18 protein-coding genes, 1 other RNA gene and 1 pseudogene are annotated in these 25,200 nt (G+C 53.9%); 8 read left to right on the top strand and 12 right to left on the bottom strand.

Annotated features, from left to right (window positions below; translation table 11 throughout):
* Positions 1 to 80 precede the first annotated feature (80 nt).
* Entirely contained in the window at positions 81 to 824 is a 744-nt protein-coding gene (locus tag IEV29_RS12530; RefSeq protein WP_188381619.1) for a hypothetical protein, read from the top strand.
* 132 nt (positions 825 to 956) lie between these two features.
* On the opposite strand, the gene IEV29_RS12525 is transcribed toward IEV29_RS12530, so the two are convergent.
* Together IEV29_RS12525 and ilvD are read right to left on the bottom strand one after the other, a co-directional pair.
* Positions 957 to 1,901 (bottom strand): AEC family transporter, encoded by a 945-nt coding sequence (locus IEV29_RS12525; RefSeq protein ID WP_188381618.1) that lies wholly within the window; start codon positions 1,899 to 1,901, stop codon positions 957 to 959.
* A 113-nt stretch (positions 1,902 to 2,014) separates the two neighbouring features.
* The gene (ilvD, locus tag IEV29_RS12520) at positions 2,015 to 3,688 is read right to left on the bottom strand and encodes a dihydroxy-acid dehydratase (protein WP_188381617.1); all 1,674 of its coding nucleotides are present in this window, start codon (positions 3,686 to 3,688) and stop codon (positions 2,015 to 2,017) included.
* 122 nt (positions 3,689 to 3,810) lie between these two features.
* Between ilvD and IEV29_RS12515 the strand changes: the two genes are divergently transcribed.
* From IEV29_RS12515 to IEV29_RS12505, 3 genes are read left to right on the top strand one after another with little or no spacing between them, the layout of a single operon-like run.
* A complete protein-coding gene (locus IEV29_RS12515) occupies positions 3,811 to 4,704 on the top strand; it encodes a LysR family transcriptional regulator (RefSeq protein WP_188381616.1) in 894 nt (297 codons plus the stop codon).
* Between the two features lie 3 nt (positions 4,705 to 4,707).
* The gene (gene lgt, locus IEV29_RS12510; protein WP_188381615.1) at positions 4,708 to 5,520 is read left to right on the top strand and encodes a prolipoprotein diacylglyceryl transferase; all 813 of its coding nucleotides are present in this window, start codon (positions 4,708 to 4,710) and stop codon (positions 5,518 to 5,520) included.
* A gap of 50 nt (positions 5,521 to 5,570) precedes the next feature.
* On the top strand, positions 5,571 to 6,227 hold the full coding sequence (locus tag IEV29_RS12505; protein WP_188381614.1) for a phosphatase PAP2 family protein: 657 nt from the start codon (positions 5,571 to 5,573) through the stop codon (positions 6,225 to 6,227).
* A gap of 68 nt (positions 6,228 to 6,295) precedes the next feature.
* Here IEV29_RS12505 and IEV29_RS12500 read toward each other — a convergent pair whose 3' ends face one another.
* From IEV29_RS12500 to IEV29_RS12470, 7 genes are all read right to left on the bottom strand, one after another.
* Positions 6,296 to 7,468, bottom strand: coding sequence for a nucleotidyltransferase family protein (locus IEV29_RS12500; RefSeq protein ID WP_188381613.1), 1,173 nt, complete (start codon positions 7,466 to 7,468; stop codon positions 6,296 to 6,298).
* Positions 7,469 to 7,868: 400 nt separating this feature from the next.
* Positions 7,869 to 8,327 (bottom strand): EVE domain-containing protein, encoded by a 459-nt coding sequence (locus tag IEV29_RS12495; RefSeq protein WP_188381612.1) that lies wholly within the window; start codon positions 8,325 to 8,327, stop codon positions 7,869 to 7,871.
* Positions 8,328 to 8,452: 125 nt separating this feature from the next.
* Positions 8,453 to 8,632, bottom strand: a non-coding RNA gene (ssrS, locus tag IEV29_RS12490) — 6S RNA.
* A 44-nt stretch (positions 8,633 to 8,676) separates the two neighbouring features.
* Entirely contained in the window at positions 8,677 to 8,988 is a 312-nt protein-coding gene (locus IEV29_RS12485; RefSeq protein WP_188381611.1) for a cell division protein ZapA, read from the bottom strand.
* Complete coding sequence (locus tag IEV29_RS12480; protein WP_308632729.1) at positions 8,985 to 9,272, bottom strand: coiled-coil domain-containing protein; 288 nt, start codon at positions 9,270 to 9,272, stop codon at positions 8,985 to 8,987. Before IEV29_RS12480 ends, IEV29_RS12485 begins: the two co-directional genes overlap by 4 nt.
* A gap of 87 nt (positions 9,273 to 9,359) precedes the next feature.
* A complete protein-coding gene (locus tag IEV29_RS12475) occupies positions 9,360 to 12,656 on the bottom strand; it encodes a UvrD-helicase domain-containing protein (RefSeq protein WP_188381610.1) in 3,297 nt (1,098 codons plus the stop codon).
* Positions 12,656 to 15,340, bottom strand: coding sequence for a PD-(D/E)XK nuclease family protein (locus tag IEV29_RS12470; protein WP_188381847.1), 2,685 nt, complete (start codon positions 15,338 to 15,340; stop codon positions 12,656 to 12,658). Before IEV29_RS12470 ends, IEV29_RS12475 begins: the two co-directional genes overlap by 1 nt.
* 329 nt (positions 15,341 to 15,669) lie before the next feature.
* Here IEV29_RS12470 and IEV29_RS12465 point away from each other — a divergent pair.
* Positions 15,670 to 15,958: pseudogene (locus IEV29_RS12465) on the top strand (thioredoxin family protein).
* A gap of 139 nt (positions 15,959 to 16,097) precedes the next feature.
* Complete coding sequence (gene rho / locus IEV29_RS12460) at positions 16,098 to 17,354, top strand: transcription termination factor Rho (protein WP_188381609.1); 1,257 nt, start codon at positions 16,098 to 16,100, stop codon at positions 17,352 to 17,354.
* A gap of 161 nt (positions 17,355 to 17,515) precedes the next feature.
* Here the strand turns inward: rho and IEV29_RS12455 are convergent, their stop codons facing one another.
* The 3 genes from IEV29_RS12455 to IEV29_RS12445 form a co-directional block, all read right to left on the bottom strand.
* The gene (locus IEV29_RS12455; RefSeq protein WP_188381608.1) at positions 17,516 to 18,304 is read right to left on the bottom strand and encodes a hypothetical protein; all 789 of its coding nucleotides are present in this window, start codon (positions 18,302 to 18,304) and stop codon (positions 17,516 to 17,518) included.
* Entirely contained in the window at positions 18,297 to 20,006 is a 1,710-nt protein-coding gene (locus tag IEV29_RS12450) for an AAA family ATPase (protein WP_229726411.1), read from the bottom strand. Before IEV29_RS12450 ends, IEV29_RS12455 begins: the two co-directional genes overlap by 8 nt.
* Before the next feature lie 272 nt (positions 20,007 to 20,278).
* Positions 20,279 to 20,800, bottom strand: coding sequence for a hypothetical protein (locus IEV29_RS12445; protein ID WP_229726382.1), 522 nt, complete (start codon positions 20,798 to 20,800; stop codon positions 20,279 to 20,281).
* Between the two features lie 362 nt (positions 20,801 to 21,162).
* Between IEV29_RS12445 and IEV29_RS12440 the strand changes: the two genes are divergently transcribed.
* Positions 21,163 to 24,162, top strand: a complete 3,000-nt coding sequence (locus tag IEV29_RS12440) for a DEAD/DEAH box helicase (RefSeq protein ID WP_188381605.1) — start codon at positions 21,163 to 21,165, stop codon at positions 24,160 to 24,162.
* 85 nt (positions 24,163 to 24,247) lie between these two features.
* Entirely contained in the window at positions 24,248 to 25,153 is a 906-nt protein-coding gene (locus tag IEV29_RS12435; RefSeq protein WP_188381604.1) for an AbiJ-NTD4 domain-containing protein, read from the top strand.
* Positions 25,154 to 25,200 lie beyond the last annotated feature (47 nt).

Here is a 25,200-nt window from a genome sequence, read left to right as displayed (position 1 = left end):
GCGAGACTGATGCCGTATCCGGCAATCCATTCGCGAATTGCCGCATAATCTCGACTTTACCCATTTCCGTCCGCATTCCCATGAGCGTCATCGACAAAGCCCGTTCCGATTCCCGTCTTGCCTCGCTGCTTAAGGACATACAGCAACAACGCAAACTCCGGTTTGAAAAATCCAATAGCAGCGACTGGCTCTCTAGCCTGGACGATGAGCGTGCTGTCATTGAGTACGCCGGCTGTCGCCATCCGAGTGCCGCACTGGCGCAGGAACTGCTTTTACTTGATCTGCAGTTGCGCGGATATCGCCCGATCCGGCTTGGCATTTCTTCCTCGTTCGATCAGGACGCGATGCCCACTTTCATCAATGTCCTCAATCATGAATTGCAGCGCCACAAGATCTATGATCGCTTCATTGCACTCGGCTTTACGCCGGAACAGTTCTATCGTGACGCCGACAAAGATACGTCACCGTATCTGAATCAGGTGCTCATGACCGAGCCGGATACCATCACGCGTATCATTCCCCCATTCATGATGTTGCTGGCACCCGGCGGTACCTTGTCGCTGAACGCGTTTCAGGATTTCTACGATCGCTTCTTGCGCATCAATCCAAAGTGGACCAAGCAACTTCTGACCATCGAACAGCTATTCAAGGACTGGGCCGTCGCAGAAACAGTCGATCAGACCGAAACCGTACGCAAAATCATGCTGACGATCGAACCAAAAGGCAATTTCAGCTGGTTCGGCTTCAAGGATGAACACGGCTTTCCGGACAACGGCTTCTTTGTGGATGAAGCATTTTCAGTGCGGGTGTTACCAAACGCCTGATCTGCAGGATGCTGTCAGGCGAACAGACAGCAACACGGACGACACCGCATCAAATCATGCATATCTTCCATCATCGGCAGGACGATTGAACCAGATGCATTGAACCTGGAAGCAGCAAGTCGTCCAGATGCCTTATATCAGATGAGGAATCACGATGAATATCAGCGGCAAGCTCAGAAAAGCCAGCACAGTAGAGAGAAAGATACTGGCAGAGACTTCATCTTCGGCCACGTGATAACGCTGTGTAAACAGGAAGACATTGGCACCTACCGGTAGCGATGCAGCCAGCGCCATCGTTGCCATCGGAATGCCGCTTAATCCAAATAACCACGCACAGGCAACAAACACCACCGGATGCACAATGGTCTTGATGACGGCGATGCGTAGCGCCGGCATCAGATTGCCTTTGAGTTTGCTGAAGGCGAGCGTCACGCCGACCAACAGCAGGGACATCGGTCCCAATGCTTGTCCCATCAACTGCAATGGCTTGTCCACCATGTCCGGTAACGGCAAGCCCGTTTGCGCATAAAGTACACCGACAATGATCGGGATGGGCACGGGGTGCAGGATGCTGTTCTTGATGGCGGTACCCAAGGTACGCCACATGCTTTGCGATATGCCATCTCGTCGCGCCTGCCGCGCGACGGCCAGCTCAAAGGCAACCGTACCGCCGGTCATGAGCACCAGCGCATGCACGGAGATCAACGTCAGGAGCGAAATCAAACCACTTTCGCCATACACCAGACTGGCAAGGGGAATGCCGATCATCACTGTATTGCTGAAGGTATGTGCCAGCGCGCGTGCCGAGCCCAGCGTCGTCAAACCCTGCATCATTATCGTGACAAGAAAGATCAGGGCAACTGCCAGAAAATACACGCCAATCGGCGCGTAATCCAGCTCAGACAACTTCACATTCATCATCGTGCGGAACAGCAAGGCAGGCGTCAGCACGTAGAACACCAGATTGGACAGATCGGTAATCGATGCCTGACGAACCCATTTCAACCTGGCCAGACAAAAGCCGGTCGCGATGATGAAGACGACGGAGAACAGGGCAGGGACCGCAGGCGAGTTCACGATAACTCCAGAGCTTTTTTAGACTACCTTGCGACTTGGCAAAACCATTTTACTGAATCGAAGAAAATAAAAAACCGGACATTGGTCCGGCTTTTATTTCAGTCATCAGTGCTTCAGCCTGTCGTTGCGCCTTTGCTTGCGCTGGATGCCAGTGCTGCAAACTTCGCCAGAACACCGCGCTTGTAACGCGGTTCCGGTTGTTTCCAGTTGGCGCGACGGCGTGCGATTTCTTCATCCGGCACATTCAACTGGATCAGCAGGTTGTGCGCATCGATCGTGATCGAATCGCCTTCTTCGATCAATGCAATGGTGCCACCGACAAATGCCTCGGGGGAAACGTGACCAACCACCATGCCCCAGGTCCCGCCAGAGAAACGGCCATCGGTAATCAGGCCAACCGATTCGCCCAGACCCTGCCCCACCAATGCACCGGTTGGTGCCAGCATTTCCGGCATACCCGGGCCGCCTTTGGGGCCGAGGTAACGCAATACGACCACATCGCCTGCATTGATCTTCTTGGCCATGATGGCGTCCATTGCCGAATACTCATCATCGAACACACGTGCCGGGCCGGTGATGACCGGATTTTTCAGACCAGTGATCTTGGCAACACAACCCTCTGGCGACAGATTGCCTTTGAGGATCGCGAGGTGGCCCTGGTTATACAGCGCTTTGTCGATTGGACGAATGACGTCCTGATCCGCACGCGGTACCGATGGCACATCAGCCAAGGCTTCTGCAACCGTTTTGCCGGTAATCGTCATGCAATGGCCGTGCAGCATGCCAGCGTCCAGCAGGATCTTCATGACTTGCGGAATACCACCGGCCTTGTGCAGATCGGTCGCAACGTATTTACCCGATGGTTTGAGATCGCAGATGACCGGTACTTTCTTGCGCATGCGCTCGTAGTCATCGATGGTCCAATCGACTTCTGCCGCGTGTGCGATCGCCAGGAAGTGCAACACGGCATTGGTCGAGCCACCGGTTGCCATGATGACGGCAACCGCATTCTCGATGGCCTCACGCGTGACGATGTCACGTGGCTTCAGATCTTTCTTGATTGCTTCCACCAGCACACGAGCCGACTCTGCAGCCGAACCGACTTTTTCATCGTCAGGATTCGCCATGGTCGACGAGTACGGCAAGGACAAGCCCAATGCTTCGAACGATGACGACATCGTGTTGGCCGTGTACATACCACCGCACGAACCCGACGATGGACAAGCATTACGCTCGATACCATCGAAATCTTCTTGCGACATGCGGCCAGCGGTAAATTCACCCACTGCTTCAAATGCGGAAACAATGGTCAGGTCTTTACCCTTCCAGTTGCCCGGTTTGATGGTGCCACCGTAGACATAGATACTTGGCACGTTGGTGCGCAGCATGGCGATCATGCCGCCGGGCATATTCTTGTCGCAACCACCGATGACCAGTACGCCATCCATCCACTGACCGTTGACCGCGGTTTCAATACAGTCCGCAATGACTTCGCGCGAAATCAGCGAAAATTTCATGCCTTCGGTACCCATCGACATACCGTCCGAAATCGTCGGCGTACCAAAGACTTGCGGATTGGCACCGGCTTCCTTGGTTGCCTTGATGGCGATGTCGGCCAGTTTTTGCAAACCGGAGTTGCACGGCGTGATTGTCGAGTGACCATTCGCAATGCCGACCATCGGCTTGTCGAAATCTTCCTTCTCGTAGCCCAATGCGTAGTACATCGAACGGTTAGGGCTGCGGGATACGCCCTGGGTAATGTTTTTTGAGCGGCGGTTGAATGCCATGATGCCTCCATGGTTTTTGAAGTCGCCAGAATGCCTTGCGCAAATCAACCTGTCAAATATATGATTTAATAGTCATTGATATATTTAAAGTATCAATTAAAATATTTTTGTCCGCCTCCTCCATGAATATCGAGTTGCGTCAGTTGCGCTACTTCATCGCCGTTGCCGAGGAAATGCATTTCGGTCGCGCAGCCCAGCGTCTGCATATGACGCAACCGCCGCTATCGCTGGCGATCCGTTCGCTGGAAAGTGCCTTGGGTGTCGCGCTGTTCCGTCGCAACAATCGCAATGTGGCACTGACGCCTGCCGGGATTGCACTATTGCCCGAGGCACAGCGCATCCTGCAGCAGACCGCTGCCCTGCCCGACCTGATGCGCCGTGCCGCATCCGGTGCATCAGGCAGCCTGTCACTGGCGTTTGTGTCGACGGCGGACTACAGCGTGCTGCCATCCTTCCTGCGCGAATTTCGCGAAACCTATCCCGCGGTCGACATCGATCTGCGCGAAGCGACCACCGACGTGCAACTGGATGAACTGATGCAAGGCCGCATCGATGTCAGTCTGCTGATTCCGCCATTGCCGGAAAAAGCGCGACTCGAAATCGATTATTTACCGGTGCTGTCTGAACCTTTGATCCTTGCCGCACCCAAAGGATTGCCTGCCCTGCGTGGCAAGACGCGCGCCTCGCTGCAGACGCTGACCGATCAGCCGCTGATCATTTTCCCGCGGCGAATCGCACCAGCCCTGCACGATGCCATCCTCGCCTGTTATCACGAAGCCGGACTGACACCGCACATCGGACAAGAGGCGATTCAGATGCAGACCATCATCGGCCTGGTGTCGGCCGGCATGGGCATTGCGCTTGTGCCACAATCCGTATCCAATCTGAAGCGTCCCGGCGTAGATTACCGTCCATTGACCAACAAGACGCCCCTGGTGGAAACCGGACTGGCATGGCGACGCGATAATACATCGCCGGTGCTGCGCGCTTTTCTGGAATTACTGCGAAAGAAATAAAACATGTTGATTCACCCGATGCCCGATCCGATTGCCATTTCAATCGGCCCCCTTGCGATTCACTGGTACGGTTTGATGTACCTCGCCGCGTTCCTGCAATTTGTCTGGCTGGCACGCATTCGTATCAGGCAGCCTCATATCGCACGTACCGGCTGGACCAAGGAAGACATCGAGGACATGCTGTTTTATGGCGTGCTCGGCGTGATCGTTGGCGGTCGCCTGGGTGAAGTCTTGTTTTACGCACCCGCCTATTACTTCTCCAATCCACTGGAAATTTTCAAGGTGTGGAAAGGCGGCATGTCCTTCCACGGCGGCTTTCTCGGCGTACTGCTCATGATGGGTGTGTGGGCACGCAAGAAGCAACGCAATGTGCTCGATGTCTGGGACTTCATCGCGCCGATGGTGCCGCTGGGTTATGCATTTGGCCGACTCGGCAACTTCATCAATGCCGAACTGCCGGGCCGTGTCGCCGACCCATCACTCCCTTGGGCAATGATCTGGCCAAACGTGGATGATCTGCCGCGTCACCCGTCACCGCTGTATCAGGCGTCGGTCGACGGGGTACTGCTGTTCATCATCCTCTGGCTGTTCTCGCGCAAGGAACGCCCACGTATGGCCGTTGGTGGCATGTTCTCGCTGCTCTATGGTTGCGCGCGTTTTTTCACCGAGTATTTCCGTACGCCGGATTACGAAGTGCATTTAGGCGTGATCACCATTTCGGCAGGTCAGTTGCTGTCGGTGCCGCTGATTCTGCTAGGCATTGCGATGCTCGTCATGGCGTATCGCAGGCCGTCCTATCCGGCTAGCCGCGCCTGATCAGCACTGCATCCGATTCATTACGCATGTCATCTGCATAGCCGGCACCGATGGATTTCTGGGCCATCTTCACCAAACTGGGCGACACCAATTTCACATTGCCGGTTGCGCTGCTGCTGGCCATCTGGCTGGCCGCAGCACGTCACTGGCGACTGGCGTTATGGTGGTGTATTTTGTTTGGTACCGGTTTATTCATTGTGACGGCAAGCAAGGTTGCCTATGTTGGTTGGGGCATCGGCATTGCATCCATCGACTTTCGCGGTTTTAGCGGACATGCAATGCGTACCGCAACGATCGCACCACCGCTCGCCTATTTGTTGTTCCAGCATCGCAATCCAGAGACTGTGCGAAGGGGATTTTTGCTCGGTGCGGCCTTTGGCATCGCCATCTGCATCTCGCGCCTGATCCTCGGCGTACATTCCGTGTCCGAAGCAGTCAGTGGCTTATTGCTTGGTCTCTTTATTGCCATGCTCTTCGTGATGCTGTGCGAACGCGCACAACCTGTCCAGGCATCCCGCTTGCCGCTCATGATCGGCTTGTTCGCTCTCTTGCCTGCCTTGCTTGCCAGACCAGCGCCCACACAAGGATGGATTGAGCAGGTTGCTATTCAATTAGCCGGAGACCGGCATCGCGATGAAATTCACCATCGCCTTGGCAAACCCAATCCACTTCAAAAGCACGAGTCGAATGCAACGCCATCACCATGATGTCAAGGCAAACAGAAGCAAATAAAAAAGCCCGCATCATGCGGGCTTTTTGGATCGTGTAGCGAAAATCAGGCAGCGACCTTGGCAGCAGCAGGTTTGCTTTCCTTCGTTTCCTTGCTTTCTTTACGCGTGGCATTACGACGATCACGTGCATCGCGCCACGATTCCACTTCGCTTTCCGAAATGTGCTGCATCTTGCCCTCGCGCGTGACGGAGTAGTTGTGATGCACCACCAGTTCGTTCATTTTGGAACCCGGCGACACACGTGTGTATTCAAACAGCACAGAACGTTCGATACGTGCGCCTGCGCAAATCTGGCTACCGTGACCAATCCAGGTTGGTCCGATAATTGTTGCACCCGCCTCAACCTGGGTGCCGGAACCGATATAGACCGGACCTTCGATGGTGGTGCCTTCCCAGTCGATGCTGGTATTCAGACCGACCCACAGACCTTCACGGATCTGCGTGCCAGGCATGGTCATGTGTGCCAGTTCGCCTTGCAACACGCTTTGCGACACGGCCCAGTAATCACGGATGTTACCGATATCGATCCAGTTGAAGAAGCGCTTCTGCGCGTAGAACGGCAAGCCTTTTTCCACCAGCAGCGGGAACAGTTGCGAGCCGATGTCGAACTCGGTATCTGGCGGAATCAGCTTCAGCACTTCCGGTTCCATGATGTAGATACCGGTACTGGCGAACAGGGACAGCGCTTCTTCCGGTTTTGGTTTTTCCTGGAAGGATTTAACGCGGCCTTCTTCATCCATCACCACCATGCCGTAATCGGCCGCTTTTTCGCGCTCGACTTCCTTGGTGATGATGCTGACCATTGCACCCTTGCGGCGATGTTCAAACAGCGCCGACTTGATATCCAGATCGATCAGGGCATCGCCGCAGATTACCAGTGTGGTTTCATCAAAGAACTGGCCAAACTCCTGAATCTTCTTCATCCCACCAGCAGAGCCAATTGGCTTTGGCATCACCTTGCCGTTTTCATCCATGAAACCTTCGAACGAATAGCCGATTTGCGCACCAAAACGCTGACCTTCGCCGAAGTACTCTTCAATCTTGTGATGCAGATAGCTGACGTTGACCATGATGTCACGCACACCAAACTTCACCAGATGCTCGACCAGATATTCCATGACTGGTTTGCCGAGGATCGGAATCATTGGTTTCGGCAGCTCGTAAGTTAGCGGCTGGACGCGCGTGCCCTTGCCCGCTGCGAGAATCATTGCTTTCATGCTCTCCCTCTACTCTTTTGGATAGGTTGTGAATTCAAAACGAACATGCGCGCCGATACGGCAGACATGTAAAAAATGGGGGAAAAGGTACGAAGACGTGGAGTAGACAAACAGAAAAATCGGGAAAAGGAACGTAAAACGACAGGTAACAGCGGGGGCACGACTGCGCGATTGTTGCGCATGGGATTGTGCATGCCAAGATCCGTGACCGGGATTTCCATATTATTGCCTGATGAACCACATGTTGACCATCTATAAAGATGATTAAACCACTATAAAGTTCATTTTGCACGTGCGCTAACGCACTCTTGCATTGAATATTTATCGCTTGCCGATTTCGCCGTCCGCGAGTCTCTTTTTCATTATGCATGCAACGTGCCAGGGGGCATGCAGCATTGACTCACAGCATTTTCTTGACGATGTAATTCCACTCGCACTTCGTCACCGGCGTAATCGAAAGGCGACTGCCTTTTTGCAGTACCTGCATGCCTTCCAGTGCAGCGGCCGCCCGCATGTCGGCCAGCGGAATCAAACGCGTCTTTTCCAGTGCCCGCACATCCACCAGCATCCAGCGCGGATTCTCCGGCGTGGCTTTGGGATCGTGGTACGGACTTTCTGGATCAAACTGGGTGGGATCGGGATAAGGCATACTCGCCACCTCGGCCAGACCGGCAATACCGGGTTCGGGACAGCTCGAATGGTAGAACAGGACGCCATCACCGATCTGCATCGTGTCACGCATGAAATTACGTGCCTGATAATTACGCACGCCGGTCCAAGCTACCGTCTGGCCCGGTGCGGCAAGCGCATCGTCGATGCTGACTTCATCAGGTTCGGATTTCATGAGCCAGTAACGCATGACAATTTCCTGTAACGCCAAGTGAACAGTGAAAGGGGCCACCTGGATGCAAAACCCAGGTCCATGATCACACAAACTCGATACAAAACAAAAAACGGCTGCATTTGCATGCAACCGTTCTGAAATAAGTCCCCGCCTGTGCCGCTTTGCCGGCATCCCGAACCAAAAGGTTCAAGGTGGCCGCAGTTAGTTCAACTTCGGGTTCATCGGACTAGCGACGCTCACGCCCGTCAAACAAAATTCCGCGGCCGCTGCGCGTAAATGGTTCAAGGAATATATGGCAATGGCGAACACCGCAGGGAACTGAAGTCTACCGCAATCGGCGCGCAAGTGAAAGCGGCGGAAACGATTAAAACAGTTTTTCTTGCGGTGCGAGTGCTGTATCCAACACAGCATGCATCGCAGTGATTCTTTGCTTTACTTCTGCCATGCTCATCTCGGACAGCGGGCCATCCGGCACCTTGGTGGAGAGCAATTCTGCCGTGATTCCCAGCGCGGCAGTAACCGCAATGCGATCTGTCCCTTTAATCTTGCCGGCATCACGAATTGCGCACATCTTTTCATCAAGGTAGGCAATTGCTTCGCGCAACGCCTGCTCTTCATCTTCCTTGCAGGCAAGCTTGTACGCTTGTCCCATGATGGACACATTCAACTGAATCATGCTGCCTGTTCCTTCTGCTCTTCTGTACCAGGCATGCTGTCGATCAGCGCAGCAACACGATCATGTGCCTCCTGCATACGGCGCGACAATTGCGCATTTTCTTCCGTCAGTGCAGAAGAACGCAGGCGCAACTCGGCATTTTCACTGCGCAGTGCTTGCGTCAGTGCAGCCAGCTGCTCGATTTTTTGGGAAAGCGTTTGGAAGTCGGAAATCATGCCGCAACTATAGAGGTCTGGAGGAACGAGCGTCAATAGATTGCCATCTGGCACCACACTTTTTTGCATGCAGATGACAATTGTTTATGACTTTGTTGTTGTCCCGCGCAAATTCATGCATCGCCGCGCGCAACAACGCATGCGCATGGTAACCCATCAGGCGATCTCGATCAGACGACCATCCACCGTGATCAGTGCCGTACGGATCAACACGTCCGGAAAAACCGATGCCGCCGCCATGCGATAACGCGCCAGTTGCTGGGTATAGGCAATCCGTTCGTTATCCAGCAAATTACGCTTGTAATCGAGAATCCAGAACGCATCGTCAAACATGACGGCACGATCAAAGCGTGCGATGCCCGTCGCCGTCACGATCTCCATTTCATTACGGGCAAAACGATACTGTGCGGGGTCGAAAAAACGCATCAGTTCAGGCTGAGAAAGAATCGTGTGCGCCTGTGCACGCACTGTCTGGGCCAACACCAACGGGCACGGCAACCAGGCCGCAATCTGTTCGGCTTCTGGTATCTGCACTGGCCAGTCTGCCAGATGCATTAGCCGCTCCATCAACGCATGCAAGGCGATGCCTTCTTCGATTTCATCGGATGTCAACGCGAGAGGAACATCGATTGCCGGTGCAGGCATTGCCGGTGGCGAGAAAACCGGCCAGTCAATATGAGCAGGCAATGCTGGCGCAGATGCCGATGGCGCAACAGCCGTCGAAATCTCTACTGTCGGCACATGCGAGAAACTGGCATACCAACTGCCTTCTGTTACCCCATCAACCGCAGCCTTGCGATCATCTTCGACACCGCTGACGATCAGCAGATGGCGTGCACGTGTCGCCGCGACATACAGGAGATTCCAGTTCTCCTGTGTTTTCTGCCGTTCTTCTTCGTCGAACAGATGATTGCGCGCCATACCCCGCTCTGCCTTGCGCGCAAATGCGGAAAAATGCGTCGGCGCCTGACTATCCTGCGGCCACGCACACAGCATGCCGTAGTCTTCACGTGCGGATTCGCTATGGTTGGTATCGAGCATGACGACAATGGATGCTTCCAGCCCTTTTGCGCCGTGAATCGTCAGAATGCGTACTGCATCGGTACCCGCATCGATATCGGCTTCATCAGGCGCATCGCTTTCCGCTGTTTTTTGCAAACGGCGCAAGGCGTCGATGAACTTGGGCAGACTCGGATAGCGTCCCGCATCCATGTTGAGTGCCAGCTCGGTAAATGCATCGATATTGCCAGTAACCTGCCCGCGCACGACAGGCGTCGCGGTTTGTATATAGCGCGCAACGATATCGCCCTCTGCCAGAATGCGATCCAGCAGATCATGCACGGGTAAATGCGGCGCAACCGTCAACCAGTTCTGCAGCAACGCGACACCACGTTGCAAGGCAGGCGTCGTCAACGATGACGTAATATGCAAGAGCCTGTCCCACCAGTTATTTTCCGGAATGGCGGCAAGCGCAATCAGGTCCTCATCGCTGGCACCAATGATCGGTGACTTGAGCACATGTGCCAACGCCAGATTATCGTGCGGTGTGATGAGAAACGTCAGCAAGGCGATCAGGTCCGCGATCTCGAGCGAATCAAGCAGGCCACCGCGTTTATCGGAGGCAAACGGAATACCAGCTTCCCGCAAGGCACGCTCATAAGCACGCAAATGCGTCCGCTTTTTGACCAGCAACATGACGTCCGACCAGCCTGCTTCTGGCAATGTTTGCTTTGCCCGCAAGATGGCCTGCACCACGGCGCGACCTTCTTCAAGACGCCGCTCGTCTTCCTCTTCTTCCCGCGCTGTGGTCAACGGATCCCGCAACTGCGCAGGCGACCAGGTCACTTTGTCGTTCTTTTCGCGATGCACGAGCGGCAGACGCCAGACCGTGCCGGCCGACTGGGCGAGTGTCGTTTGCGGCTGATAAAGGGGATTGGCCGCGAACGCGATATTGAGCGCATCGACGATGCCTGCTGCATTGCGACGAGTCTGATTGGTACGCAAGAATGCGGCACCTTGCGCTTGCAAGGTTTCACGCGCAGCAGTAAAAACCCGTGGTTCGGCGCGGCGGAAGCGATAGATCGACTGTTTGGGGTCGCCCACGACAAACATGCTGGGACGCACCGTGTCATCGCCGTATGCAGCCAGCCAGGCTTGTACAATGTTCCATTGCAGCGGATTGGTATCCTGAAACTCGTCAAGCAGTACATGGCGATACCGTGCATCCAGACGGCTCTGCACATACGCTGCGTGTTCTCCATTGGCGAGCAGTTTCCACGCCTGCCATTCCAGATCGGCAAAATCAAAGACGCGTTGCTCGGCCTTGACGCCCTGGTACACATCCAGAAAGGCACGGCCAACAGCAAACAGCGCCTGATTCAATTCGATGACAAGGTGCTCGGTCGCACGTGCCTCCAGTTGCATCAACGCCTTGCCGATCGCCTCGAATTCATCCTCGAATGCCTGCACCCCGTCATCGCCAAGATGGCGTAGCAGCACATCGCATAATTTGCCCTTGCTTGCGCTGTTACCGCGGGGATGACCTTTGTCATCGACAAATTGCGTTGCCAGCGCAGCGAACTGCTCTACCGCGGCACCCGCCGTAATGGCAGTTTCAATGGCAATCGCACGTTTCTGATTGGTGGCGGTTCCCTGTCCGAGCAATACGGCGATACGCAGAATGCGCTCTCGCAAGATCGCATCGGACCAGACGGAAAGACGCGCATCGTGAAGCGCATCATCGCCGCACAGTTCCCTCAACCAGTCGAGCGGCTGTTCACCTTGCGCTGTTGCCGCCCACCATTCAGCACGCTTTTCGATGAAAGCATGCAGCAAGTCGCGTCCACGCGTGTCGCCAAGATGACGATACAGAACCAGCAATGCCTCCTTCAACTCGGCATCATCCCGCACCTGCAGCATGAAACGGCCATAGGCATCCGCGCTGATCTCACCCGTTGCTTCGGCCAAGCCATAGCCGTGCGGCACACCAGATGCCAACGGCGCAATTTGTATCAGACGTAGAAACCAGCTGTGGAAGGTATCGATCGACAAACCCTGCGGACTGCGCAGCACACGTTCATACAAGGCACGCGCCCGCGGCATCACGTCCGGCAAGCTCGTCTCTGCAACACCGCGCTCCAGCAACAATGCACGGACTTCCTCATCCTTGCCTTGCGCCAGTTGTGCCAGCAACTGCAACAGACGTTCCTGCATCTCTTGCGCCGCCTTGCGTGTAAACGTAATGGCCAATATCTGCGATGGCTCGGCACCGGCAAGCAACAGCCGCAAGATACGCGCGACCAGCAACCATGTCTTGCCGCTGCCGGCGCAGGCTTCCACCACGACAGAGCGCGCCGGATCGCAGGCAATCGCGACGAATTGTGTCGCTTCAGCCGGTGCACCGTTGATTTCATAGGCGCGCGGCATTGTCTGTTGATGGGGTACGCGTTCCATCACCACGCTCCCTTGCGGCACAAACCACGCACATCGCAATACTGGCAGACGGATTCCGGTCCGGTTGCCGGCAATGGCGCGCCGTTTGCAATTGCCTGCATGTTGTCCGTAATGTGTGAGGACAGTACTTGTTGCCATTGATCGAGCTCTGCCGTCTCGACCAAGGCAATCCCATTTTTATCCGCCTCCAAAGGCACATAGGCAGCGCTTGCCAGAGAGTCGTGCGACAGCAAGCCATAAAACGGCAATTGCTGATCTTCCCCCAGCTTGAGGCGATTCTTCAGATTGCTTTGCCCTGTGCTTTTGTAATCAAGCACCATGCGTTGTCCATCTGCGTTGTGATCGATACGATCTACACGTCCATGCAGCAAGACTTCACCATCGTGCCAACGCAAGACACGCTCAAGACGCTCTTCTCCCACGGAAAAAGTCCAGCCATCCGCCTCGTGTTTCTCCACCCACGCCAGATAGGCAGACATGTTCTTTTGCCAGCGCGCGTAATAACCCAGTGCAGCCGCACTGCGATCCAGCTCCTGCGCAAAGACACGGTTGGAAATCGCCTCCAGCAAGGCGGGACGATCAGCCAGTGGAATCGTGCGATCACGCAAGGTCTCATGAAATTGCAGCAGGATCTGATGCAACCAGTCGCCGTAATCCCGCTTCTCCGGCATGTCCGACAACTCATCGATGCCGGACAGACCAAGCATGCGGGTGGCAAAGAACTGGTAAGGACAGGCAACCAGACTGTTGTAACCGCTCGCAGATAACCTGCGTGGTACCAATGTCGGCGCGGCCGGTCGCGGCATCGTCACCGGCATGACCTCGAGATGACGCTTGGCCGGTGTGACGTCATGGATTGGCAGGCTCGCCTGTCCGGCTTGCTGCAAAGTCAGTTTCAATCTCTCTATCCATGGACTGGCAGGATTGGGCTCACCATTTTTATGCATCTGCCACGACAGCAGCACCGTATCGTTAGAAGACAGCAGCTCGATCACATCACGCAACTGCTGTCGTTGCCGCTGCTCGCGTGTCGGCAGACCGAGTTCAGCACGAACCGAATTGGCAAAGAACAAGGTCTCAACCGGTCTGGATGGCAGATGTTCACCATCGGCGCCCACAACCAGCACGGCATCAAAGGTGCGCAGGCGTGCGCCGTTCAACGGCAACATGATGACGCGACGATCATGATTGCGCGCGACAAACGCTGTCGATTCCAGTTGCAGGTTAAGGAATGCACGCCATTCCGCAAAAGAGAACGGCTGCTCCACGCGCACGCAATCACGCTCAATCTCGCTGAACATCGTGAGCACTTGCGCACCAGCTTCATCCGCCTGCAACGCGGTGCGCATGTCCAAGGCATCAAGCATCGCATGCATCGCACCTAGCCATGCACACAAGGTACGCGGCTTGCTGAACTGCGCGGCTTGTTGCGCCAGCGATGCTATCAGCTCTCGCGCTTCCGGCTGATCGGCAAGCGCCTTGTTGGCCGCCTCCCAACCACTTAAGACATTTGCCCGACGCAATACCAGCTCGATCTTCATGAGCACATCGGCCTTGCCCGGTGCAGACGCCATGACAAACGGTGACTTCAGAAAATCCAGCAAGGCCATGGTTTCTGCGGAAGCGGCAATCAATTCCAGCCATGCGGCAATCGCTGCAGCAGCACGTGTCGTCGACAGCTTCCACCCCGTTTCATCCGCAACCTGAATCTGCGCACGATCCAGAAGGGCTCGGATACGACGTGCCACCACGCGATCCTGCGCCACGATTGCGATCTGCTGCTTACCTTGCTGCAACCAGTCCACAATGACCTGCGCGCCGCCCTGCGCTTCGGCTTCCATGCTTTGTGCGGGGAAAAGCGATACACCTTGTGGCGTGCCGATCGGTCGCGACTCGGCCAGTACAGGGATGTCCAGCACCTCGCTCCATGCACGGCAATAGGCTTCGGCCAACCCTTCCGCGTCCCAGCTCAAGGTGAAGATCGTGACCGCTTGTCTGCCGGCCCAGGCATCAAGAAAAGCCTGCTCCATCGGGTCCGGCGCAACCGGGCTGATCCAGAACAAGGGCTGTGTCGCCTGATCGGCAAAGGCCAGCATGCGCACAAAACGAAGGACAATCGCATCGTTACCGTCGAGCTGGCTTTTCCAGATCGTCTGAACCAGTTGTGCCTCATCCGACACCATATGACGCGCACTCGGCGATAGCTGTTCAAGCGCTGCCTGCCAGCGCGCATCAGCCGCATCCGGCCTCACATGTAACGACGGCAGCAGGGCTTGCGTCAGTTCATCCGATAAGGCGAGCAGTGTCTCGGCGAGCGGTAACAAATCCGTATTGCGCCGCGCCGTGAATAATTTCTTGAGCCAGGCATGTTGTCGCAAGGAGGCGTACAAGGTCATCAACCGCTCACTCGATGCGGTCGCAAAAATGCCTGAAGCGGGCGGCAGCATGCCGATCGCGGCACCCAGGGTCATGATGGTCGGCGGAATGAAGGCCCGGTCAAGCGCGCGGGTCAGTGCCTGCCGTAGCAACTGGATGTGTTCAAACGTAGAAACCATGACCCGCACGGAAGACAGGTCCACGGACGCCGCCATTCGATAATCAGGCTGCGCACGGACCAGCAAAGCTTGCGCGACTTCGTCCCAGAACGCAGCGGACGGCGGCAATGCAACAACTTCAGGCGGCATGGAAACGGAGGCGTTCAAAGGTCAATAAGGGTCGGGAACGGCAAAACGGACACGGGAAACGAGGCGAGCGCACAACACGCCTGCGCATTCTATGTGAAGTCAAACAACGGCCTTTTGAAATTTTATCGGCAAAGCCACACTTTTTATAAAATTGGGTTATGATTTGCGCAGACCCCGCCTGACTACTTCTTGTACCCTCCCAAAAATACTTGAACTAAATTGCATTGTCTCCATCTGTTGTTTCAGCAACAGGAGCATGCGGACAACACCGGTACACGGTCAGTCTCAAGGCGCAGATATTTACCCCTACCCCTCACTTCGAGGCAAACATGAGCGAAAACATCAAACACATCAGCGATTCGTCTTTTGAAACCGACGTTCTGAAATCCGACCTGCCTGTCCTCGTGGACTTCTGGGCTGAAAGAAGTTGCCAAGGATTATGCTGGCAAGATTCAGATCACCAAAATGGATGTGGATGCCAACCAGGCGATTCCTGCCAAGTTTGGCATTCGCGGCATTCCGACCCTGATCCTGTTCAAGAATGGCGCACCTGCAGCCCAAAAGGTTGGCGCGCTGGCCAAAGGTCAGTTGGTTGCCTTTATCGACAGCAATATCTGATCGACATGCATGAATCGACGGTGCGCCCGCACCGTCGTTTGAATACAAAACAGTACTAGACTAGAGACAGTTGTACCGCTCACCGTAGTTCCCTCCCCCACCTTTTACAACTCCCGTCCGGGACACACGCACGACGACTATGCACTTATCCGAACTCAAGGCCCTTCACGTCTCCGCCCTGCTGGACATGGCCATCAGCCTCGATATCGACAACGCCGCCCGCCTGCGCAAACAGGAATTGATGTTTGCCATTCTCAAGAAACGCGCCAAGGCAGGCGAACAGATTTTTGGCGATGGCGCACTGGAAGTGCTGCCAGACGGCTTCGGCTTTTTACGCTCGCCTGACGCCAGTTACATGGCATCGACCGACGATATCTATATCTCGCCGTCCCAGATCCGCCGCTTCAATCTGCATACCGGCGATTCGATCGAAGGCGAAGTGCGTACTCCCAAGGACGGTGAGCGCTATTTTGCGCTGGTCAAAGTGGACAAGGTCAACGGGGAACCACCGGAAGCATCCAAGCACCGCATACTGTTTGAAAACCTGACACCACTGCATCCAAACAAGCTGTTGCAGCTTGAACGCGACATGCGTGGCGAAGAAAACATCACCGGCCGCATCATCGACCTGATCGCACCAATCGGCAAAGGTCAGCGCGGTTTGCTGGTGGCATCGCCAAAATCCGGTAAATCCGTGATGCTGCAACACATTGCCCATGCGATCACGACCAATCATCCGGAAGCGGTCATGATTGTGCTGCTGATCGATGAACGTCCTGAAGAAGTGACCGAGATGCAGCGCTCGGTACGTGGCGAAGTCGTGGCCTCGACCTTCGACGAACCGGCAACCCGTCACGTCCAAGTCGCAGAAATGGTGCTGGAAAAAGCCAAGCGCCTGGTTGAGATGAAGAAGGACGTTGTGATTCTGCTCGATTCCATCACGCGTCTGGCTCGCGCCTACAACACTGTGATCCCCGCATCGGGCAAGGTGCTGACTGGTGGTGTGGATGCCAACGCACTGCAACGTCCAAAGCGCTTCTTTGGCGCGGCACGTAACGTCGAAGAGGGTGGTTCGCTGACGATCATCGCCACCGCCCTGATCGAAACCGGCAGTCGCATGGACGACGTGATCTATGAAGAATTCAAGGGCACCGGCAACATGGAAGTCCATCTGGAGCGCCGCCTGGCCGAAAAACGCGTTTATCCAGCCATCAACCTGAGCAAATCCGGTACCCGTCGCGAAGAACTGCTGATCAAGCCGGATCAACTGCAAAAGATCTGGGTTCTGCGCAAACTGATGTACGACATGGATGAAATTGAAGCGATGGAATTCATCATGGACAAGATGAAGGCAACCAAAAACAATGCCGAATTCTTTGACATGATGCGTCGCTAATCAGTCAATCGCTTGTCATTTGCACCACACTATTAGGTAGCAAATGCCCAAAGCACGATATCAGAGGTGCTGATAAGCATTAAACAAAGACCGCTCAAATAAAGAGCCCACTCAAGATGGGCTCAAAATTGCGATTCCTCGAATTATTCTTATCGTGATCCTCAAACTATCGGATTAATCTCCATCCACGAAAGCGCAGACTTGTCTTTTAACAAACCTCTCATAAAGGCAACTTTCCAAGAGTTCATCGTGAGGAATTCTTCATCCTTTAAATCTTCCTGCAATCTTAGAAAAGTTTCATGCTGGCCAGCTCGAAAACATCGCATGTGCCATATTCGCCAATGGGAATTCATCTCCCTCTTAAAGAGATCGCCGGGGAGGCACTCATCCAAATGGGTTTGCATACGAATCAGCTCTCCACCAATTAACCCCTCTGGAACAACATTAAAAAGGACAGCTTCAAAGGGGGGAGAAAACCTAACGGTTAGTCGTAATGCATCTAGCATCTTATGGTCAAAATACGGATGGACAAACTCGATTGATTTTCCCTTGCTAGAACGACGTCGTTGACATCCATCACAACTTGGTACTAGGTTGTACGACAGTACAGCAAATTCTGGATATTCTCTTTTAGGCAGCACATGATCAAGAGTCGATACAGATGAACCACCACACATTGGACATGCCGTTAGTTTATGTTCTTTGCGAGCATCTTTAATCCAGTTCAAAGATAGTGCTTTCGGGGCACTTTTATATCTTTCTTCAATCCACTTTGTTAAGTTAATATCAAGCCCAAGCGGAACCAATACATTTGGTCCTCTGGGGCCTTTCAAATAATGAACCTGCGCGGCTCTAATTTCTTTTTTGACTGCTTCAAAATCAGGATTGAGAGCCGCCATCTTTTCTCTAACCTGTTTATTCGGTCCTAAGAGGCGTTTGAGCTTAAGCACCGATATTTCCCCGCAAAATCTGCCTTATCTCGGAAAGCACCTCTGGACTTACGTCTCGTGCATATTTCTCTCTAATCTCCTCAAATGACAAACCGAGTGTCGCAATTTTTCTTGCAACCTCTTGATTGACTTGAGTCGAGTCGGCATCTGCAAATATATTAGTAGCGAGTGCTTCAACATTAGCGCCAAAAGTTCTTAGAAATGCACTAGATATATGCGGCGTTAATTCTTCGTCTACTTTAAGGACGTGTACACAGCTTCCGGGCAGTTCCCGCACCACGAATGGAGAATGAGTAGCTATCAATGCAACAGACTTTGTCTTCTCTAACATAGCGCTTAAAACGCGCATAAAATCTGCAATTAACTTCGGATGAAGATGCGTCTCCGGTTCATCTAATACTAATAGTGTTCCGGTTTCTACTCTTGCGGCACAACGAATTCCAAAATTCAGAAATACGCGCTCTCCACTACTTAACTCAGTTGGCCCTTGATTATCAACCCACCGTTTAGGAGCACTCTCAGGAATAACTCTGGAAAGAATTTCGAGTTGTCGCTCTTCATTCAATAAAGATATATCGTGCAACGACCGCCATCCTCCTGAATTTCTATCGTCGTAACTCGGCAGAATTTCTACGGCAAGATCTTTCACATCAAATAATGGTTTAAGGGTGTCTCTAAGCCTTTCTAAGCCATGATCAATCCCCATTGCACTATCACGATAAAGCTGTATTAGTTGTGAAGATAATGTATCGCTACTATTAGGGGCGACACCACTATCTAAACGATGGATGTCGTCATGCATAGAGAAATTAAGATACTGAAATTTACTGTTCAAACGAACCTCGGGAGGAAATGCAGATTTTGAATCCCAAGATAAGGCTAGTACTCGGTTCACTCGAAAAGACGCGGGTGAAAAGAAACAATTCTCGGCTCGCGAACCGCCATCAGAAGTAAATGGATCGGTTCCAGTGCCATCAATTTGCGATGCTAGTTGCACAATCAGTTCCCGAAGAAACTGGGATTTTCCCACTCCGTTTATTCCAATTAAAGCGTGGCAACGATCATTTAAGGGCGGAGGCGCATCAAAGTTCAAATCAATAGAGTGCGGGCCAGTAAAGCCAGACAATTTAGCTGAAAATGAAAAATTATTTCTTACGTCAGCGATATCCTGCTCATGAGAATTGCTTAATAAACGGCCGGCCTTATGCCAAGCTAGAAACGTTGGCTCACGTCTAAAAACACCTTTGCTTATGGCATTAGTCTTGAGAAGACTCTCGAGTGCTTCTTGCTCTAAAAGATTCAATCGAAGATAGACCATATCCCTTAATGGGAAAAGTATTTCTTCAATAGAACTTCCTACACTTGCTGCCCATTTAACGAGTTCTCGATAAGCACTTTCACTTTTTAAAATTGTAAAAAATTGATCTCGTAACGGCACTGCATCTATTATGCTATCGCTACCAAGTTTGGTCTCTAACCAAAGATCAAATCTATAGGAATTGTCACCTAGGGTCTCAGGAACGACTAACATTCGCAGTTGTAGATCGCTATCTCCTTCCTTGGATATAAATCTGGCCATTGCCTGAAATGCATAACTAAAATCATTCCATTTAGGATCTACTGGCCATACGACTACAGTTTCAGGTGCCGTATGCTTCATTGCAAATTTTTCTGATGAACTAAAAAAAACTCGAAACACCATATTTTTCACTTAATTATTAGTGGCTCTTATAACAAGCCGAATTTTGTCGATGGCTTACTATTTCGGTGGAGCATTTTCTGATGCACGTCGCTCTGACAGATGCAACCAACCGAGAAATCGCTGATAGTCCTATCGAGCCGAACTCATTCCTTCTCCCTTTATAGGAATGTTATCGCTTTTAAACTATTTAACGCCTCTTTGAAGACAGGCGCTTTCACATGGCAAGTTCTAGCTGCGCCAATAATACGAATCTTCCTGCTTTTCGTATTTTTCTAATCAGTACAATTGGTTGATTTTTTCTTGCCTGTGTTGGGCATGTCGAAGAAATGACAGAGCCACTTTTCGTACCACGTTAGATCGAATACTTTGTCATATTCCTCGGCAACTAAAGCCATTTGGTTTTGGCAGATTCTGGTCAGCGCTCCTAGCGTAGGAGGTTCAGTGGCTTCGATTTTACGCAGTGTTGAATGCCAAGCTGCGATCTCAATTTCGGTAATTTCAGACGCAACTACTGCCGCAATGTCAGATTCCAAATAGCCGTATTTTTGGGCAAGTTCTCCGTGTAGACGAGCTCGATCTGCTAGGGAGAAAACCAGACTTGGCATAGTCGAGAGAGCAACGAAGACACCTGCCCAAGCTTTGCCAATTTCATTGGTCAACTGACTAAATGCGGCAGAGCCGGCTATCAGCGAAATAATTTTTCCCCACTTATCTGACATAGCTAAAAAACGCTCTCGCTTCCGGTGATACATCGCAGATAGCTGGACACCATAAATGAGATTATTCAGCTGCATCTGAATATCAACTGGGGTTGTCATTTTTTTGTTTTACCGCTACCCGTGGTGATTGGCTGTGCTGGCTTAACCGAGAAAGAAAGTCCACCTTTATTGTTTGAATTTATCTGTCTGGATCTATTGGTATCGATTGTCGTAGTACGCGATGGCTGATGTGGTTTGCTCGGACTTTGTGTCGGACTAGGTGTGTTAGTCTTTTTAGTTGTCATATTTTCTCCCGTTAGAGTTATGTGTCGAAGTGAAATATAGCGGCTTATCATTATCAATGAAATCTCGAACATCGCTTCTCCCATAAATATGGGGTGCGAAAGTTAGCTTAGAGTTTTCGATCAAGTCTGAGCACAAATTGGACAGGGGGAAGCGTGGCGATCAAAGCAATTTTCGTGGGCATCAACAAACATCTCGATGCGACTATCCCCGAGCTGAGCGGGGCCCGCAGTGATGCGACGGCATTGTGGGCGCTGTTCACCGACACTGTCGAAGCCCTGGCCGGGCGATTGCTTGTCGATGAGGCTGCTACATATGCAGAGGTGTCGCAGGCTATCCTCGGGACGCTTTCAGCTGCGGGCCAGGACGACGTGGTCGTCATTACATTCGCTGGGCATGGTTCTCCCGATGGAACCCTTGTCCTATTCGATACCAACGCAGCCGATCTCTCAAACACAGGCCTGTCGATGGCAGACCTCGCCGATGCCTTCAAGGCGACAAAGGCGCGTGCGGTGCTGTGCGTGCTTGACTGCTGCTTCAGCGGGCAGGCGCCAGCACGCGTTCTGGAGGTTGCAGCACGGCCGCGAAGCGTATTTGCGTTGACTGGAATTTACGGCGAAGGGCGCATTCTTCTTGCCGCATGTGCAGCCAATGAGTCAGCTTGGGAGCAGCCGGGCACCGGACACGGACTGCTTACGCATGCCGTGATTGAGGCGTTGACGGGTGCGATCGGCGACTCGGTTAGCTTCCCTGAAATCGCCGGCGAGATCATCCGGCTGGCGCGTGTCGAGGCCGAGCGCATCAGCGTGACACAGACGCCTGTATTCTTGGGTAGCGTCCAGGGCGGCCTTGTGCTTCCGACTCTCAAGCGCGGTGACAATTACGCCGCGGCGTTTCCGGCCAGAGCAGTCCAGCAAATGTCGGGGTCATTTGCGGAATTTTCCGCGCACGGCTTTTCACCGGACATCGTCGATCAGTGGACGATGGACTTCCCCCGAGGCCTCAACGCGCTGCAACTCAAGGCGGTCAACGAACACGGTGTATTGGCCGGCAAATCGCTGATGGTAGTCGCGCCGACCAGCTCAGGCAAGACTATGATCGGCGAACTGGCCGCGATTCAGGCAATCACAGCCGGTAAGAAAGCGGCGTTTCTGCTGCCGTACCGGGCACTGGTCAACGAGAAGTTCGAGGAGTTCAGCGAGCGATACGGACCTGCGGGCCTGCGCGTCGTTCGGTGCAGCGGTGATGCAACGGATGGCATTGGCCCCGTGTTGGGCGGTCGCTATGACCTAGGTTTCTTCACTTACGAAACCTTTCTCAATCTGGCGCTCGGTTCGCCGCGCTTGCTCAACCAGCTCGGTCTCGTCGTGCTTGATGAGGGGCAGTTCATCACGGACCCGAATCGGGGCATTACGGTCGAGTTGATTTTCGCGCTTCTGCTGCGGGCGCGCCAGCGCGGCATCGAGCCGCAACTGGTGATTTTGTCGGCGGTCATTGGCAACCTCAACAGCTTTGATCGCTGGCTTGACCTGCCCTTGCTGATGTCCAGCGAGCGGCCGGTGCCCTTGGTCGAGGGCGTGCTCGATCGGCGCGGAACGTTCCAGTACGTCGATGTAGACGGCACCACCAAGACCGAAGCCCTGTTGCCTGCGCACTGTATCGTGCAGCGTCGCGACAAGCCCAGCTCGCAAGACGTGATCGTGCCGTTGGTTCAGCAACTAGTCGCACAGAGTGAGAAGTTGCTGGTCTTCCGCAACATGCGTGGTCCGGCACAGGGCTGTGCCAAATACTTGTCCAAGGAATTGAGTTTGGGTTCTGCGACGACCGTTCTGGACGTGCTGCCGACTCAGGATCTGACCGGCGCCTCGCAGGATCTGCGGGAATGCCTTGCGGGAGGCACCGCGTTCCACAACACCAATCTCTTGCGCGCGGAGCGCGAGGCCGTCGAGAAAGGTTATCGCGACGCTGGCGGCGGTATCCATGCACTGGTGGCCACCACGACGCTGGCTGCCGGTATCAACACGCCGGCATCGACGGTGATCCTGGCCGAGAACGAGTTCGTCGGTGATGACGGCCGCCCATTCACCGTCGCCGAGTACAAGAACATGGCAGGACGGGCGGGACGCCTCGGATACAACGAGACTGGCAAGGCTATCATCCTTGCCGACACGCCGATGGAACGCGCCCAATTGTTCCAGAAGTATGTGCTCGGCATGCCTGAAGACGTCAAGTCATCCTTTCAGCAGCGCGACCTGCCAACATGGACATTGCGATTGCTTAGCCAGGTTCGGGGCGTGCGCGCCACCGAAATTCCTGGCCTTCTGGTCAACACGTTTGGCGGCTACTCTGCATCACGCGCAAATCCGCAATGGATCGCGATCGTGGAGCAAGAAGTCACCGCGTTGGTCGAGCGCCTGCTGCAGGCCGAGCTGGCCGAGCGCGAGGGTGAGTTGATCCATCTGACTTTACTCGGACGCGCCTGCGGCGCTTCTTCCTTGTCGTTTGAGTCGAGCTTGCGGCTAGTCGAGTTGATGAAACAGCTGAACGCCGCACAGACGTCACCCACTCAGGTGCTGGCGATGGTGCAGGTACTCGACGAAATGGATGCGATCTACACGCCGGTAATGAAGCGGGGGCGGTTGGAGAGCGTGCGCGCCAATGATGTTGCGCAGCGTTATGGGCATGCGATGACGCAGGCATTGCAGCGATATTGCCGGGACGAGATTGAGTTCTGGTGCCGATGCAAGCGCGCGGCGCTTTTGTATGACTGGATCGAAGGCACTCCCGTCGACGTGTTAGAGAAGCGATTCTCGACCACGCCCTTTGGAGGCGCTGTCGGATACGGGAACATCATCGGAATCGCCGATGCAAGCCGCTTTCACCTGCGCTCCACGCACCAAATCCTGTCGGCGCTCTTCCCTGACCAGCCCGCGTTCCTGGAGGGACTCGACGAAGTCCTGCAACGCCTCGAATTCGGGCTTCCGGCTGGCGCACTGCCGCTCACTAAATTGCCGCTCGCTCTGACCAGAGGGCAATACCTCGGGCTCTTCCACGCCGGATGTATGACGCCGGAAGCCGTGAACGATTTGAGCGGCGAGCGGCTAAAAGCATGTATTGGTTCAGCTAGCGCATCGCTGCTGAGGCCACAAGTATGAACACCATGGTCCAGCGCAGGGAAATGAAGTCTTTGGATAGACATGTCTCCACCATTGCGTCGTGGCCTCGAACGGAGTCAACGTGATGAGCGACTACTTCAGCGATCGTCAGAACGGTCCGCGCGCGCGCACCGAGCAGGTGATTTCTCCCACTGTTTGGGCAGGCCTCGTGGCGACGGTACAGGCGCTGATCAATAGCGGCGCATTCGGCCTGCGTTTTCCCGAACGCTGCCCAGATGGACAAGCCACTTGCGGCGGCGATGCTGTCGCCTTGGCGGCTTCCGTAAGCGCAGAAATACCGGGTCTGGCTTGGCCGTTGGAGACAGCCTCTATTGATGGGGAGGGCTACTTCGCTAAACGCCAGCCGTTCGCGCCGGACACCTTGCTCGTCTTGGATTTCATCGAGTTCGTTCACGCGTCGGTGGCTAAGCCGATCTCAGGGAAGTATCACGACTACTTCAGTCATCACCACCTGACTTTCGACCAGGAGGCTGGGCAGGAAGAATTCCGCGTGACTGTCAATCGCATATTCGCGCGCAACGGGGTTGCGTTCGAGATGCTGCCCAATGGTCGAATTGAGCGAGTACTCCCGCCGGTACTAGGCGAAGAACTGAAAAAAACGCTTTTCAATACGGGAGATCGCACGCTCGACAACATGCTTGACGAGTGTCGGGCCAAGTTTTCGGACCGCAATCCGTTGGTGCGTCGTGAAGCGCTAGAGCGGTTGTGGGACGCATGGGAGCGACTCAAGTCACTGGCTGACCCGAGCGACAAGAAGCGCTCGATCAAGATCGTCCTTGATGCAGTTACCTCCGTGCCGTCGCTGAGAGAGAGATTGGAGACAGAAGCAATAGAACTGAACTCCATTGGAAACAGTCACCTCATTCGACACTCTGAGATCAGCCAGGTGCCGGTGATCGATGTGGATCAGGTCGACTATCTGTTCCATCGACTGTTCGCCATGATTCAGTTGATGCTGAGAAAAAGGTAACGGCGCGAAAGCGTATGTTTGCGCGCTAGCGGGGTTCTCTTAAGCAA

Source organism: Oxalicibacterium faecigallinarum, assembly GCF_014635705.1.
GTDB lineage: Bacteria > Pseudomonadota > Gammaproteobacteria > Burkholderiales > Burkholderiaceae_D > Oxalicibacterium > Oxalicibacterium faecigallinarum.
The sequence above is the reverse complement of the archived record's forward strand: the minus strand, read 5'-3'. Positions and strand labels throughout refer to the sequence as shown.